The sequence below is a fragment of the Klebsiella sp. 28 genome (assembly GCF_018223905.1).
In the GTDB taxonomy this organism is placed as follows: Bacteria; Pseudomonadota; Gammaproteobacteria; order Enterobacterales; family Enterobacteriaceae; genus Klebsiella; species Klebsiella pneumoniae.
Map to the genome: position 1 here is coordinate 32,243 of NZ_JAGRQY010000013.1, position 15,660 is coordinate 47,902.

14 protein-coding genes are annotated in these 15,660 nt (G+C 58.5%); 3 read left to right on the plus strand and 11 right to left on the minus strand.

Annotated features, from left to right (window positions below; translation table 11 throughout):
* The 4 genes from livG to livK form a co-directional block, all read right to left on the minus strand.
* On the minus strand, positions 1-768 hold the full coding sequence (livG, locus tag KHQ28_RS02525) for a high-affinity branched-chain amino acid ABC transporter ATP-binding protein LivG (RefSeq protein WP_002920803.1): 768 nt from the start codon (positions 766-768) through the stop codon (positions 1-3).
* A complete protein-coding gene (gene livM, locus KHQ28_RS02530; RefSeq protein ID WP_004174005.1) occupies positions 765-2,042 on the minus strand; it encodes a branched chain amino acid ABC transporter permease LivM in 1,278 nt (425 codons plus the stop codon). The genes livG and livM overlap by 4 nt, the downstream gene beginning before the upstream one ends.
* The gene (gene livH / locus KHQ28_RS02535) at positions 2,039-2,965 is read right to left on the minus strand and encodes a high-affinity branched-chain amino acid ABC transporter permease LivH (RefSeq protein ID WP_002920807.1); all 927 of its coding nucleotides are present in this window, start codon (positions 2,963-2,965) and stop codon (positions 2,039-2,041) included. Before livH ends, livM begins: the two co-directional genes overlap by 4 nt.
* 61 nt (positions 2,966-3,026) lie before the next feature.
* Positions 3,027-4,136, minus strand: a complete 1,110-nt coding sequence (gene livK / locus KHQ28_RS02540) for a high-affinity branched-chain amino acid ABC transporter substrate-binding protein LivK (RefSeq protein ID WP_004150079.1) — start codon at positions 4,134-4,136, stop codon at positions 3,027-3,029.
* A 423-nt stretch (positions 4,137-4,559) separates the two neighbouring features.
* On the opposite strand from livK, the gene panM reads away from it, so the two are divergent.
* Positions 4,560-4,943, plus strand: coding sequence for an aspartate 1-decarboxylase autocleavage activator PanM (panM, locus tag KHQ28_RS02545; RefSeq protein ID WP_002920810.1), 384 nt, complete (start codon positions 4,560-4,562; stop codon positions 4,941-4,943).
* 269 nt (positions 4,944-5,212) lie between these two features.
* On the opposite strand, the gene livJ is transcribed toward panM, so the two are convergent.
* The 3 genes from livJ to KHQ28_RS02560 all read right to left on the minus strand — a co-directional run bounded on the left by livJ (position 5,213) and on the right by KHQ28_RS02560 (position 9,231).
* On the minus strand, positions 5,213-6,316 hold the full coding sequence (livJ, locus tag KHQ28_RS02550) for a branched chain amino acid ABC transporter substrate-binding protein LivJ (protein WP_002920812.1): 1,104 nt from the start codon (positions 6,314-6,316) through the stop codon (positions 5,213-5,215).
* 257 nt (positions 6,317-6,573) lie between these two features.
* Positions 6,574-7,818 carry an aromatic amino acid transport family protein gene (locus tag KHQ28_RS02555; RefSeq protein WP_032104698.1) on the minus strand — a complete coding sequence of 415 codons (1,245 nt, stop codon included), beginning with the start codon at positions 7,816-7,818 and terminating at the stop codon, positions 6,574-6,576.
* A 147-nt stretch (positions 7,819-7,965) separates the two neighbouring features.
* The gene (locus KHQ28_RS02560) at positions 7,966-9,231 is read right to left on the minus strand and encodes a 4-aminobutyrate--2-oxoglutarate transaminase (RefSeq protein WP_004188289.1); all 1,266 of its coding nucleotides are present in this window, start codon (positions 9,229-9,231) and stop codon (positions 7,966-7,968) included.
* A 118-nt stretch (positions 9,232-9,349) separates the two neighbouring features.
* On the opposite strand from KHQ28_RS02560, the gene KHQ28_RS02565 reads away from it, so the two are divergent.
* Entirely contained in the window at positions 9,350-10,873 is a 1,524-nt protein-coding gene (locus KHQ28_RS02565; protein WP_004181476.1) for a PLP-dependent aminotransferase family protein, read from the plus strand.
* Between the two features lie 52 nt (positions 10,874-10,925).
* Here the strand turns inward: KHQ28_RS02565 and rpoH are convergent, their stop codons facing one another.
* The 4 genes from rpoH to ftsY form a co-directional block, all read right to left on the minus strand.
* Positions 10,926-11,780, minus strand: a complete 855-nt coding sequence (gene rpoH, locus KHQ28_RS02570; protein WP_002920815.1) for an RNA polymerase sigma factor RpoH — start codon at positions 11,778-11,780, stop codon at positions 10,926-10,928.
* A gap of 269 nt (positions 11,781-12,049) precedes the next feature.
* Positions 12,050-13,105, minus strand: coding sequence for a permease-like cell division protein FtsX (gene ftsX / locus KHQ28_RS02575; protein ID WP_004173994.1), 1,056 nt, complete (start codon positions 13,103-13,105; stop codon positions 12,050-12,052).
* Positions 13,098-13,766 (minus strand): cell division ATP-binding protein FtsE, encoded by a 669-nt coding sequence (ftsE, locus tag KHQ28_RS02580; protein ID WP_032418301.1) that lies wholly within the window; start codon positions 13,764-13,766, stop codon positions 13,098-13,100. Before ftsE ends, ftsX begins: the two co-directional genes overlap by 8 nt.
* A 2-nt stretch (positions 13,767-13,768) precedes the next feature.
* A complete protein-coding gene (gene ftsY / locus KHQ28_RS02585) occupies positions 13,769-15,292 on the minus strand; it encodes a signal recognition particle-docking protein FtsY (protein ID WP_004173992.1) in 1,524 nt (507 codons plus the stop codon).
* Between the two features lie 182 nt (positions 15,293-15,474).
* Here ftsY and KHQ28_RS02590 point away from each other — a divergent pair.
* Positions 15,475-15,660, plus strand: a 186-nt coding sequence (locus KHQ28_RS02590) for an RsmD family RNA methyltransferase (protein ID WP_211777562.1), incomplete at its 3' end; no start/stop codon positions are given.

Sequence of the window (15,660 nt, forward strand, 5' to 3'; positions counted from 1 at the left end):
TTATGCCTCACCAAGGTATGCGCGGATCACGTCCGGGTTATTACGAATCTCTTCCGGCGTCCCGTTGGCCAGCGGTGTTCCCTGGTTCACGACGTAGATGCGATCGGAAATGCCCATCACCAGCTTCATATCGTGTTCGATAAGCAGGATGGTGGTGTTGTGATGGTTACGCAGCTCGGCGATAAGCTCGTCCAGCTCTTTGGTCTCTTTCGGGTTTAGCCCCGCCGCCGGTTCATCGAGCATCAGAATTTCCGGCTGGGTCACCATGCAGCGGGCAATCTCCAGCCGACGCTGGTCGCCGTAGGCCAGGTTGCTGGCCTGACGGTTGGCATGCTCCAGCAGGCCGATGCGCTCCAGCCAGGTGGCGGCCCTGTCCAGCGCTTCGCTCTGCGCCCGACGGAAGGCCGGCGTTTTCAGCAGGCCGGAGAAGAGCCCGGTTTTCAGCTGCTGATGCTGCGCCACCAGCAGGTTTTCAATCACCGTCATTTCGCGGAACAGGCGCACGTGCTGGAAGGTCCGCACCACGCCCATCCGCGCAATCTGCTGACCCGGCAGCCCTTCCAGGTGCTGGTCGCGCAGCAGAATAGTGCCGCCGGTGGGCTTGTAAAAACCGGTCAGGCAGTTAAAGACGGTGGTCTTCCCGGCGCCGTTGGGGCCGATCAGCGAGACGATCTCGCGCTCTCTGAGCTCCAGCGACACATTGTTGACGGCCAGCAGACCGCCGAAACGCATCATCAGGCCGCTAACGGATAATAATGGCTGACTCATGCCTGCTCTCCTTTCGCCTGACCGTTTTTCAGCTTCAACTGCACGCGCGTCATTGGCAGAAGCCCCTGCGGACGCCAGATCATCATCAGCACCATCAGGCCGCCGAGCATTAACATGCTGTATTCGTTGAAGTCACGCATCAACTCGCGCGAGACCACCAGCAGAATAGCCGCGAGGATCACCGCGAACTGCGAGCCCATCCCGCCCAGCACGACGATCGCCAGCACAAAGGCTGACTCGGCGAAGGTAAAGGATTCCGGGCTGACGAAGCCCTGGCGCGCGGCGAACAGCGTGCCGGCGAAGCCAGCAAACGCGGCGCTGATGGTAAAGGCGGTCAGCTTGATGCGCGTCGGGCTCAGGCCCAGCGAACGACAGGCGATCTCATCTTCACGCAGCGCTTCCCACGCCCGGCCCAGCGGCATTCGCAGCAGGCGGTTGATGACGAACAGGCTGAGCACTACCAGCAGCAACGCCACCAGGTAGAGGAAAATCACCCGGTCGGAGGGATCGTATTTGACGCCGAAGAAGTTGCTGAAGGTATCCCAGCCGCCTTCGCGGGCGCTGCGGCTAAATTCGAGGCCAAAGAAGGTCGGTTTCGGGATCTGGCTGATGCCGTTCGGCCCGCCGGTGATCTCGGTATTGTTGAGCAGCAGAATGCGCACGATCTCGCCGAAGCCTAAGGTCACAATCGCCAGGTAGTCTCCGCGCAAACGCAATACCGGGAAGCCCAGCAGGAAACCGGCCGCCGCGGAGACCAGGCCGGCCAGCGGGAGACAGGTCCAGAAGCCGAGACCGTAATAGTGGTTCAGCAGCGCAAAGGTATACGCGCCGATGGCATAGAACCCGCCGTAGCCCAGCACCAGCAGGCCGGAAAGGCCGACCACCACGTTCAACCCGAGGCCGAGGATGATATAGATCATCGTCAGGGTGGCGATATCCACCGTGCCGCGCGACACCATAAACGGCCAGGCCACGGCAATCACCAGCAGGGCTATCAGGAACAGCTTCTGCTTCACCGTCGACCCGTCAATCGCCGGCATAATAAATTTCGGCCCGGAGACGTTCTTAACCGCTTTCTGGAACAGCGGCCGCAGCAGCTGGAAGAAAAAGACCACCGCGGTACCGATGAAGATCCACTGCCAGCGAATATCGGCGGCGGTATCGACCACCAGTTTGGTGCCGTTCAGCTCCAGCTGCACGCCCATAAAGACGCCCGCCAGAATGAAGAACATCACGGCAGAGAGCAGCGCCATTGCAATTTGCATCGGTTTCATACTTTTTCCACCTCCGGGCGGCCCAGAATGCCGGTCGGCATCACTAACAGCACCAGAATCAGCAGCGCGAAGGAAACGACGTCCTTATATTCGGTGCTGAGATAGGCGGAAGAGAGCGCCTCGGCAATACCCAGGATCAGGCCGCCGATCATCGCGCCAGGGATGCTGCCGATCCCGCCGAGCACGGCGGCGGTGAACGCCTTCATCCCGGCCATAAAGCCGATGTAGGGGTTAATCACGCCGTAGAACTGCCCCAGCAGCACGCCGGCCACCGCCGCCATCGCTGCGCCGATGACAAAGGTCAGGGCAATGACGCGGTCGGTGTTAATCCCGAGCAGGCTGGCCATTTTCAGATCTTCCGCGCAGGCGCGGCAGGCGCGCCCCATCCGCGAGTAGCGAATAAACAGCGTCAGGGCCAGCATGGCGATAAAGGTCACCACCCAGATCACCAGTTGCATGGTGGTGATCGTCGCGGAGAAGCTGTCGCTGTGGCCGACGACCCACTGGCCGTTAAACAAGCTCGGCAGCGCCACGTCGCGGGAGCCCTGGGTCAGGCTGACGTAGTTCTGCAGGAAGATAGACATCCCGATGGCGGAGATCAGCGCAATCAGGCGCTTGGAGTTACGCACCGGCCGATAGGCCACGCGCTCAATGCTCCAGCCGTAGGCGCTGGCAATCACAATGGCGCCCACGAATCCGGCGGCGACCAGCAGCCAGCTAGTGTCAATGCCCATCATCATCAGCGCGGCGATGATCATGAAGGAGACATAGCTGCCAATCATATAGACCTCGCCGTGGGCGAAGTTGATCATGCCGATAATGCCGTACACCATCGTATAGCCGATGGCGATCAGCGCATAGGTACTGCCCAGCGTGACGCCGTTAAACATCTGCTGCAGAAAATAGAGAAACTGCTCGGACATAAGGTAACCTTTTTCAAACCGCCCGCGGTTCGCGGGCGGAGGGATAACTCGTCTTCAGCGCTTATTTCGCCGCGCTCGAAGAGCCGTCGGCGTGCCACTGGAAGACACCAAACTCAAATCCCTTCAGATCGCCTTTTTCATCCCAGGTCAGCGGCCCAATCACGGTTTTCGCCCCGTGCGCTTTCAAATCGTTGATTAAATCCAGCGGCTGCTGGCTGCCGGTTCTGTCCATCGCCTGCGCCAGCGACTGAACGGCGGCATAGGTGATCCAGACGTACGGTCCGCTCGGATCTTTCTTCTCCGCTTTCAGCGCGTTGACGATGGCGCTGTTGGCAGGGTCCTGATCGTAGCGTTTTGGCATTGTCACCAGCATGCCTTCCGCCGCGGCGCCCGCGATATTGGACAGCGAGGCGTTGCCGACCCCTTCCGGCCCCATAAACACGGTTTTCAACCCGACGGAGCGCGCCTGGCGCAGCATCTGGCCCATTTCCGGGTAGTAGCCGCCGTAGTAGACGAAGTCGATGTTCTCTTTCTTCAGGCGCGCCAGCAGGGCGGAGAAATCTTTTTCCCCCGCGGTGATGCCATCGAAGAAGACGATGTTGGCCCCGGCTTTCTTCAGGTTGTCCTGCACCGAACGCGCCAGCCCTTCGCCGTACTGCTGCTTGTCATGAATGATGGCGATACGCTGCGGTTTCACTTTCTCGACGATATATTTCGCCGCGGTCGGCCCCTGCGAGGAGTCGAGGCCGGCGGTACGCATGATGTACTGATAGCCGCGCTGGGTCAGCTCCGGGTTGGTCGCTCCCGGGGAGATCATCAGGATGCCTTCATCCTCATAGATATCGGAAGCCGGCTGGGTGGAAGAGGAGCACAGGTGGCCGATAACGTACTGAATGCCGTCGTTGACGATTTTGTTGGCCACCGCGACCGCTTGCTTCGGATCGCAGGCGTCGTCATATTCGACGGCCACCAGCTTGTCGCCCTTAATGCCGCCGCTGGCGTTGATGTCTTTAATCGCCTGACGCGCGCCATTGAACTCCATGTCGCCCCACTGGGCCACCGGACCCGACATCGCGCCGACCACGGCGACCTTAATATCCTTGGCCATCGCCGCGTGCGACATCGCTAATGCGACAATGCCCGCGACGATGGTTTTCGCGTTCCTTTTCATGCTGCAGAACCCCGTTCGTGATGTGGTGTAAATGTTTTGTATTTTTATGGTTAAAAAGCATTCTGTGCTTTTATTAAACAACGCCATTTTTACCATTGAGTTTAATGGTTTAGCGCAGTTTTTCACTAAAAAACAGATTAAAACCTCTATTTTTCAGTCGATTAAGCAAAGATAATATTCTGTATTTTGGTGAAGATAAACAAAAAAAAGTCCATCCTGCAGCATAAAATAACGATACATAAGGCGGAATAAAACGCTGCACATTAGGTTAAAATTCTGCTTATTTTTCGATCCATGACGGATTGCGCTACCCTGACAACGCCAGGAAAACGAATCCCCTGATGTACGCGCAAAAAACAGCGCTCCGCCAGACAGCAATTTTGGGTACACTGGCGCCTCTGTTTTGCACTGGATTTGCCGCCCATGAAACTGACCATTATCCGTTTACAGCACTTCAGCGATCAGGATCGCATTGATCTGGGGAAAATCTGGCCGTCGCAGGATCTGTCGACGCTGACCCTTGATGAAAACCATCGTCTCTACGCCGCCCGCTTTAACGAGCGCCTGCTGGGCGCCGTGCGCGTTACCCTGCGCGGCGTCGAAGGTGAGCTCAGCGATCTGTGCGTGCGTGAAGTGACCCGCCGCCGCGGCGTCGGGCAATACTTAGTGGAAGAGACGTTGCGTGATAACCCGGCGATCAATAGCTGGCGCGTCGCCGACCATGGGGTGGAGGACCGCGGCGTGATGGCGGCCTTTATGCAGGCGCTCGGCTTTAGCGCCCAGCAGAATGGTTGGGAAAAGCATTAAGCCGTAGCCCCAATAAGCGGAGCATGACCAAGGAAGAGCCCGGCGGCGCTTCGCTTAGCCGGGCTACCTGGCGACTGTAGCCCCGGTAAGCGCAGCGCGACCGGGGTCAGACAACGCATTTGCAGTGGGAAAGGCGCCCCCCATTTAACCCAGCATTTCGCGTTGCAAAAAGGCGTCAAGACCCGAAATCCCCGGGAGCTTACATTAGTAAGTTACCGGGGTTGAGGGTCGCAGACAACGCATTTGCAGCGTGAAAGGCGCCGGTTAAATTATTTGGCGTCGGTCGCCGTACCGTTCGCATGCCAGGTAAAGACCCCGAACTCAAAGCCTTTCAGGTCGCCTTTCTGATCCCACGACAGCGGGCCCATCACGGTGTCTACTGTCGCGCCTTTCAGGTATTTAGCGATTTCCGCCGGATCGTCAGACTGATTCAGACCTGCCTGCAGCGACTGCAGCGCCGCGTAGGTGGTCCACACGAAAGCGCCGCTCGGATCCTGTTTCTTCGCCTTGATCGCATCCACGATCGGTTTGTTCGCCGGCACCTGGTCGTAGTTCTTCGGCTTGGTTACCAGCAGGCCTTCCGCCGACTCGCCGGCGATGTTAGACAGGGAGACGTTCGCTACGCCTTCCGGGCCCATAAACTGGGTTTTCAGACCGGCGGCGCGCGCCTGACGCAGGATCTGGCCCATTTCCGGGTGATAGCCGCCGTAGTAGACGAAATCGATATTCTCTTTCTTCAGGCGCGCCACCAGGGTGGAGAAATCTTTCTCACCGGCGGTGATCCCGTCGAAGAAGACCACGTTTGCCCCGCCTTTTTTCAGGCCATCCTGCACCGCACGGGCCAAACCTTCGCCGTACTGCTGTTTGTCATGTACCACTGCGATACGCTGCGGCTTCACTTTGTCGAGAATGTATTTCGCCGCGGTTGGCCCCTGATCGGAGTCCAGACCGGTGGTGCGCAGGATCAGCTTATAGCCGCGCGCCGTCAGTTCCGGAGCAGTCGCTGCCGGGGTAATCATCAGAATGCCTTCGTCTTCATAGATATCAGACGCCGGCTGAGTGGAAGAGGAACACAGGTGACCAATAACGTATTTGATGCCGTCGTTGACCACTTTGTTGGCTACCGCTACCGCCTGTTTCGGGTCGCAAGCGTCATCATATTTGACGATCTGCAGCTTATTGCCCTTGATGCCGCCCTTAGCGTTGATATCCGCTACCGCCTGCTCTGCGCCGGTAAACTCCTGGTCGCCGTACTGGGCCACCGGGCCGGACATCGCCCCGACTACCGCGATTTTGATATCTTCCGCCAGCGCCGCGCTGCTCATAACTAAGGCAATACATCCTGCCAGTAACGCTTTACCCTTCATATTCATCCTGAGGCTCCCCATTATTATGGTTTTTGCATTTGTTGTGATGTTGTTTATTAGCGCATTATTTTGTTTATACCGATAGGAAAAGCATATGATAGCTAATCAACCGGGGACTGCCCGCGCTTTTGCAGCACACTATGCTAAACATACCGTCATTCTGAGGAATTTGAAACGACTAAATTGCGGGCTATGTAACAGATAAGTGACAAATAAAAAAACCGCGCCAGCATGAACCGGACGCGGTGCAAAACAGAGCCTGATTACCAGCCTGCGGGTAGGTAGCCCACCGCGGATGCTATCGCGTAGGCGGCGCTGCAAAGATACAACAACACAATGAAGCATTGGATAAGCGGATGGGTCATCCAGGCCGGACAAGTCCAGCCCGGGGTCAGATCGCCACGCTGGCGGGCGCCCTTGAGCATCAGGATCGGCATAATCGATAAAATGACGCCGCTGAACACCCCGGCAAAATAGAGCGCGTTGACGAAGGAGACCATGCCGCTATAGGCCAGTACGAACGGCGGGATCGCCACCACCAGCAGGACCATCAGGCGCCGGGCGGGCTGTTCGTCATTCCCCAGGCGGAACTGATCGAAGATATTGGTCAGGAAGCTGCCGCCCAGTCCCCAGTAGGAGGTCAGCATCGCGCACAGCGCAAACAGGTTGGCTGAGAAGAAGGCCCATTCGCCAAGCGCCCGGCCCCAGGAGATGGTGGCCACATCCGAGATATTGTCCAGACCGTTAAGCGAGATCACCGACAACGGCACCAGCGCCAGCAGGGTAAAGGTCAGCGCCATGCCGACCATGATGGCTTTAGGCAGTTTTTCCGGTTTGTCGGCGAAGCCCCGCGCCATCTCCGGCACGATATACTGTGCCGAGAAGCAGAATGCCACGACGTTGAAGACCGGAACCATATACAGCCAGTTGCCGTCGAGCAGATAGCCGACGCGGGTGGTCTCTTTCAACAGCGTGGCAATCACCAGCACCGAGATCATCACCACCATGCCGATGCTGATAAATTTCTCACCGCGGCCGATCGCCTTCAGCCCCAGGTAGAGTACCCCTGCCGCCGGAACGAAAAACAGCACGCTGCCCAGCGCCGGCGAGATGCCAAACAGGGAGTGCAGCAGCTTACCGCTGCCGGTCATATACGCCGTCAATGCCCCGACGCTATTGACGCAGACGGAGAGAAACATCATCAGCGCGCCAAAGCCGCCGACGTAGCGCTTCGATAATCCACTGAGCTGCAGATGTTTACGGGTGCGCAGCGTGGATTCCGCGACATAGAGCATGGTCACCGTGGTCAGGCTGCCCACCAGCACCAGCCAGAACAGCAGCGGTAAGAAGCCCGCTTTGCTCGACGCATAGGCGATAGAGAGGACACCCGCACCGATATTGGTACCGACAATCATCGATACCCCTTCGATGAAGCTCAGAGATTTTGCAGGGACAGCCGTACGTTCCCGGCCGGTGAGGACGGGAGAAAAGGTGGAGTTTTCAGACATAATACTTTCCGTTTTACTCCGGCGGTTTTCACCGCCGGAAAAAAGGTGATATCAGGGTGATAAACCACTCACGCTGAGCATAAACAGCCGGCTGCGGCATCCTGTTTCTGTTCGGCTTCCCTGCCGCCGCAGCCCGCCGGGGAGACGTTAGCTCTTCAGTACGCGCGCCAGAATATCCAGCGCTTTCGAGAACTGGGCATCCGGAATCGTCAGCGGATACAGGAAGCGGATCACGTTGCCGTAGACGCCACAGCTCAGCAGCAGCAGGCCGTTCTCCTGCGCTTTCTGTTGCACCTGGCGGGTGAATTCCGGCGACGGCTCGCCAGTTTGCGGATCGTTAAACTCCACTGCCACCATCGACCCCCGGCCGCGGACATCAACGATCGCCGGGCAGGTAGCGCGCGCCTGGTTGAGCACTTCCTGCAGATGGCTACCCAGCTGCTCAGCGCGCTGACACAGCTGCTCTTCGGCAATGACATCCAGCACCGCGTGCGCCGCGGCCACCGCCAGCGGGTTACCGGCATAGGTTCCGCCCAGCCCGCCAGGCGCTGGCGCATCCATCACTTCGGCGCGACCAACGACGCCCGACAGCGGGAAACCGCCGGCGAGGCTTTTCGCCATCGTCATCAGATCCGGTTTCACCTCATAGTGCTGCATGGCGAACAGCTTGCCGGTACGGGCGAAACCGGTTTGCACTTCATCGGCGATCAGCAGAATGCCGTGGGTATCGCACAGGTCGCGCAGCGCCTGCATAAAATCGGCCGGCGCGACGTTAAAGCCGCCTTCCCCCTGGATCGGCTCGAGGATGATGGCCGCGACCTGATCCGGCGCAATATCCGCTTTGAAAATGCGCTCCAGGCTTTTCAGCGCATCCGCGGTGGTCACGCCATGCGCCGCATTGGGGTAAACGCCGTGATACACCGAGCCCGGGAACGGCCCGAAGCCGATTTTGTAGGGCGCGACCTTACCGGTGAGGGCCATGGTCATAAAGGTACGGCCGTGGAAACCGCCGCCGAAGGTAATCAGCCCCGGACGACCGGTGTAAGCGCGGGCGATTTTCACCGCGTTCTCGACCGCTTCCGCGCCGGTGGTGAAGAAAGCCGTTTTTGCCGGCCCGTCAATTGGCGCCAGATCGTTGATACGCTCCGCCAGCGAAACATAGCTTTCGTACGGCACAATCTGATAGGCGGTGTGGGTGAACGCCTGCAGCTGCTCGGCTACCGCGGCGACCACTTTCGGATGGCGGTGACCGGTATTTAACACGGCGATCCCGGCGGCGAAATCGATCACCTCATTGCCTTCGATATCCCACAGCGTGGCGTTTTCCGCCTTCTCGACAAAGTAGTTACACATTACGCCTACGCCGCGCGGCGTCGCCTGCTGGCGACGTTGATTCAGTTCTGAGCTTTTCACCTGCGAATCTCCTGTCGTGTATGTCACGTTATCGCAACAAATTAGAAACGATGTCGTTTATTTACACAGGAGTTGGCCCTATAATCGAGTACCAATTTTGAATATCTGAGGGATCCAATTGCGTTCGCTGGTGGGTGACCTGGTGCTGGTCCGTCTGCAGGAAGAGCGGGATCCTCTTCTGCACAAACGCTTATATAACGCGCTGCGCCGCGCGATCCTCGACGGTTCGCTGGCGCCGCAAAGCCGTCTGCCGCCGTCGCGGGACCTGGCGGGCGAACTTGGCGTATCAAGAAACACCATATTAACAACTTATGAACAATTGCTGGCGGAAGGATATGTGGTTTCCCGTCGGGGAAGCGGAACATTCGTTGCCCAAACCGCCCCTGAGAGCTCATTGACGGCTAAAGGTCAGCAAGAAAACAGCAGTATCGCAGCACCGACGGCGCATCTTTCACGCCGAGGCCAGCATCTGCTCGGCCAGGTCAGCGCCAGCCCGCGCCAGTGGGGAGCGTTTATACCCGGCGTGCCGGACGTTAACGCCTTTCCCCACCCGCTGTTCAGTAAGATCCAGGCCCGCATCAGCCGTCGGCCCAAACCGGAGCGGCTCAGCTATAGCTGCAACGGCGGCACCCCGGAACTGCAGCAGGCGCTGGTGGATTATCTGCGCGTGTCGCGCGGCGTCCACTGTCAGTCAGATCAAATTCTTATCACCGAGGGGATCCACCAGGCGATCGATCTGGTCACCCGCATGCTGTGTGATAACGGCGATCTGGCGTGGGTGGAGGAGCCTTCCTACTGGGGGATCCGCCACGTGCTGGCGATGAACGACGTTCGGGCAGAGCCCCTGACCGTCGATGCCAACGGCCTGTGCCCGCCGGAGACGGTTGACGATGCGCCGAGGCTGATCTTCGTTACGCCTTCCCACCAGTATCCGCTGGGCGCGGTGATGAGCCTTGAGCGCCGCCAGCGCCTGCTGGCACTCGCCCGTCAGCAGGGGAGCTGGATCGTCGAAGATGATTATGACAGCGAGTTTCGCTTTTCCGGTCAGCCGATCCCCGCCCTGCAGGGTCTGGTCGCCGACGCCCCGGTGGTCTATATCGGCACCTTCAGCAAGACGCTCTATCCCGGCCTGCGCCTGGGCTACGTGGTGATCCCGCGGCCGCTGGTCAGCGACCTGAAGCACGCCCATGCTGAGCTTTACCGCGGCGGCCATTCGCTGATCCAGATGGCGCTGGCGGAGTTTATTACCGCCGGCCACTATTCGGCCCATATCCGCCGTATGCGGCTGCTCTACAGCCGTCGCCGGGCCTTTTTAACTGAGCTTATCCAGCGGCACTGTATGCCGTACGCCCTGTCTGACTTCAGCGATAATGCCGGGCTGCATTTGATCCTCAATTTGCCCGCAGAGGCTGACGATGTGGCGATCGCCAGAGAGGCCAATGCGCGGCACATTCTGGTGCGGCCGCTGTCGCGCTACTACCTGACGGCGGCGCGCAAGAAAGGATTACTGATGGGATTCGCCAGCCAGCCCGAAGAGCAGATGGCGTCGGCGTTCAGCGTCTTACTCGGCTGCCTGCAGACGCACTGCCCGCAGATGCTCCTGCTCCGGGAGGACGCAGAAAAACAAAACGCCCCAACCTGAGGCGGGGCGTTATCGGGGAGCCTGATATCAGGTATCAGGCAGGCGTGGCGTATCAGGCTTCGATAGCGGCACGCAGTTTTTTCATGGCGTTCTTTTCCAGCTGACGCACGCGCTCTGCGGAGACGCCGTAGCGGTCGGCCAGTTCCTGCAGCGTGGACTTGTTATCTTCGTCCAGCCAGCGGGCGCGGATGATGTCCTGGCTACGCTCGTCCAGGCCCTGCATCGCATCAGTCAGCTTATTCGCCGCCTGCTCTTCCCAGTTATCGTCTTCGATGCCGTCGGCAAAGTTAGACGTTTTGTCCTGCAGATACAGGACCGGCGCCATCGGCTGGCTGTCGGACTCATCGTCGGACGACATGTCGAAGGTCATGTCCTGGGCCGCCATACGGGATTCCATCTCGCGGACGTCTTTGCTCGACACGCCCAGCTCACGGGCCACCATTTCCACTTCATCCTGGTTGAACCAACCCAAACGCTGTTTGGTTTTACGCAGGTTAAAGAACAGCTTACGCTGTGCTTTGGTGGTAGCGACCTTCACAATACGCCAGTTGCGCAGCACGTATTCGTGAATTTCGGCTTTAATCCAGTGCACGGCGAAGGAGACCAGGCGCACACCCACTTCCGGGTTGAAGCGACGCACGGCTTTCATCAGGCCGATATTGCCTTCCTGGATCAGATCCGCCTGCGGCAGGCCATAGCCCGAGTAGTTACGAGCAATGTGAACAACAAAGCGCAGGTGAGACAGAATCAGCTTTTTCGCTGCTTCCAGATCGCCCTGGTAATGCAGCTTTTCAGCAAGCTCCCGCTCTTCATCAGCCGACAGCATCGGCCAAGTGTTAGCGGCCCGGATGTACGATTCCAGGTTACCAACGGGGGCTAAAGCTAAAGTTTGCATTTCTTTGGTCATTCAAATCCTCTCAATTGATATCTTCTGACGCGTTCTTGTCCCCATCAGGCAACAAGCATGCCAGCATTCATGAGCAACGAGAATATCACTCACATTAGTATCAGACAGTGATTTTATCCACAAGTTCCATGCAACGGTGTGAATAAATTACGCACAAAATGTGACACCACGATGAAAAAGTGAGGGCAGGAAAAGGGGAACAAGCTTGCGGTATCTTTCCCTGCGAACAGGAACTCATTGCAGCAGGGAAAGATTATATCACGCTTTTATTAATCGGGAGTAAAGTGACGTAAATGTTGCACTGTCGCCAGCCAGGCGGCTACCCACCCGATCATCGAGCAGACGATCAACATCAACAGACACTCGTCGAAGCCTAAGCCGCTCAGCTCAAACTGGGTGCCGAAGACTTTCGCCACTTCGGTCACCGCCGACGAGAGGCGCATTACCAGAATCTCCGACAGGATCAGCGATAAAAACGCGCCGGAAAAGCCCAGCATCGCTCCGCCGTAGAGGAACGGACGCAGGATAAAGCCGTCGGTGGCGCCGATAAGCTTCTGAACGTTAATGGTATCGCGGCGGGCGAAGATGCTCAGGCGCACGCTGTTGCCGATCACCAGGAACACCGCCGCCACCATCAGCACGCCGATCATCGCCGACACGCGTCCTACCAGCCCGGTGAGCGAGGAGAGACGGGCAAACCAGCTGTCGTCCATCCGCACTTCATCGACGCCCTGGATCCGCGTTACCCGATCGCGCAGGGTATTCAGCGCCTCGGTGCTCTGGAAATCCAGCTTCGGCACCACGATGGCGACCGCCGGCAGCGGGTTCTCCTCCAGCATATCCAGGGCGCCGCCAAAGCCAGACCAGTTACGGAATTCCCCCAGCGCCTCATCGCGGGATAAATAATTCACCTTGTCGACGCCCTGCTCCGCCTGCAGCTGGCCCACCACCCGCGCCGCGGCATCGTCATCCAGCGTTTTTTCCAGATAAACGGTGATCTGCGGCGAGGGATAATACTGGGACGCCGCGCTGCTGACGTTTTTGTAGACCATGTAGCAGACGCTTGGCAGGGTCAACGAAATGGCGATGACCATGACCGTCAGGAAGGTCGCCAGCGGCGTGCTTTTTAGATCCTGCAGCGCGCCGTGCCAGGCATAGCGCACCTGCTCGTTGAATACGTTGCTCTTACGCGAGGCCGGGTTAGGCGCCGCTTTCGGCCGTTTTGGCGCATTGCGCCCGCCACCGCCGCCGCCCGCGGCGTTGCGCAGGCGATCGAACTTGCTGCCGAACTGGCGAATCTGGTTCATTGCGTCGCGCTTATTCACCCCGAATGCCTCCATGCAGATGGCCGTCGCTAAGCGTCAGCACGCGGTACGGACGACTGGAGATAAGCCCCAGATCGTGCGTGGCCATCAGTACCGTCACCCCGACGCGGTTAAACTCTTCAAACAGACGTAAAATCCCCTCCGAGAGCGCCTCGTCGAGGTTGCCGGTCGGTTCATCCGCCAGCAGCACCGCCGGCTTGTTGACCACCGCGCGAGCGATTCCCACGCGCTGCTGTTCACCGCCGGAGAGCTGAATGGGAAAATTATTCGCTTTGTCCAGTAGGCCAACCTTGTCCAGCGCCGCCGAGACGCGACGACGAATATCATCGCCGCTGGCGCCGGCGATAATCAGCGGGATCGCCACGTTGTCATACACGGTACGATCCATCAGCAAATGGTGGTCCTGGAAAATCATACCGATCTGGCGGCGCAGGAACGGCACCTCACGGCTCTTCAGACGGCTGATTTCATGACCGCTGAAGAAGATTTTCCCGGCGCTGGGCCGTTCGATACCACAGATAAGCTTCAGCAGGGTACTCTTCCCTGCGCCGGAATGGCCGGTCAGAAACGCCATCTCGCCCGGCTGCAGGTGGAAGGTCACCCCCTGCAGCGCTTGTCTCCCACCGAGATAGGCTTTGCTGACTTGTTCAAAGCGAATCATTCTTAATCCTCTCGGGCAAAAAGTGCCTCAATAAAGTCGCCCGCATTAAACGGACGCAGATCCTCAATACGCTCGCCGACGCCAATATAGCGAATCGGAATGCCGAACTGATCGGCCACCGAGAAGATCACGCCGCCTTTGGCGGTGCCGTCCAGCTTGGTCAGGGTGATCCCGGTCAATCCTACCGCTTCATGGAACAGTTTGGCCTGGCTAATAGCATTCTGCCCGGTGCTGGCGTCAATGGTTAACATCACCTCGTGCGGCGCGTCGACGTCCAGCTTTTTCATTACCCGGACAATCTTCTTCAGCTCTTCCATCAGGTGCGATTTATTCTGCAAACGCCCGGCGGTATCGGCAATCAGTACGTCAACATGGCGCGCCTTCGCCGCCTGAATGGCGTCGAAAATCACCGAGGCGGAGTCGGCGCCGGTGTGCTGGGCGATCACCGGGATATTATTACGCTGGCCCCAGACCTGCAGCTGTTCCACCGCCGCCGCACGGAAGGTATCCCCCGCCGCCAGCATCACCGACTTACCCTGCTGTTCAAACTGACGCGCCAGCTTGCCGATGGTAGTGGTTTTCCCCACACCGTTCACGCCGACCATCAGAATAACAAATGGCGTTTTGCCTTCAACGTTCAGCGGCTCGTCTACTTTGGCGAGAATCTCGCCCATCTCTTCTTTCAGCAGGCCGTACAGCGCTTCCGCATCGCGCAGCTGCTTACGGCTGGCGCCTTCCGTCAGGTTGGTAATGATCTTGCGGGTGGTTTCCACCCCGACGTCGGCGATCAGCAGCTGTTCTTCCAGCTCTTCAAACAGATCATCGTCGATCTTCTTACCGCGGAACAGGCTGATAAATCCGGAACCGAGATTTTGCTTCGTTTTCAGCAGGCTACGTTTGAGGCGGGCGAAGAAACCTTCTTTTGTCGGTTTTTCCTGCTCCTGAGCCAGCGCTTCAAGCGGCGCCTCGTCCTCGGGCGCCGGCACCACTACCGCCGCCTCTTCTGCCGCTTCGGCCGCCAGCGCCTGCGCTTCCAGCTCTTCATCGCTTAACGGCGCGTCCTCTTCGGGCGCTTCTGTCTCCTGCGGCTGGACAACGATGCCTTCCACAGGCTGCTCTGCTACGGCTTCCGCCACCACCGGTTCGGCGATAACCTCTTCCGCCAGCGGCTCAACCACCGCAGGCTGTTCAGGCGGTTCGCTGACCGCGGGCTCCGGTTCAACAACAGGCGTTTCTTCGGTCAGAGCAGGCGTTTCCACCCACTCTTCTTCCTGCGCGCTGGCAGGCTCCGCGAGGTGCGCTTTTTCGCTTTCGACCACCGTCTCGGTCACTTCGACGACGTCTTCGGCAAACGCCTCCGGGTCTGCTTTCGGCGCGCTCGGCTCAGCAGGGGTTTCAACCGCCGGTATCTCTTCGGCAACCGCTTGCTGTTCTTCTACTTTTTGCTCAGTCTCGGTTTCCTGTGCCTGTTCTTTCTGTCCAAAGCCCAGCCAGGAAAAGAAGCCACGTTTTTTCTCTTTTGCCATTTGCGACCACACTCCTCGCTGTTTATTCATGGCGCAGCTTCATCAGAAGCTGAAAAAATGATGAAATTAGTTGGATAGTCTATCACTTAACTTAACTCGCAGCACCGCCCCCGGATTAAGGTTTCGTCAACCGCCGTCGATCGCTAGAATAGCAGGCTGGAAGTTGAGACTTGAGCAGAGAGATGAAAAAACCAAACCACGCGGGCAGCGGCCAGATCCGCATCATCGGCGGGCAATGGCGCGGCCGTAAATTACCGGTGCCGGAGAGCCCGGGCCTGCGGCCGACCACCGACCGGGTTCGCGAAACCCTTTTTAACTGGCTGGCGCCGTCCATTGTTGACGCGCACTGCCTCGATTGCTTTGCCGGC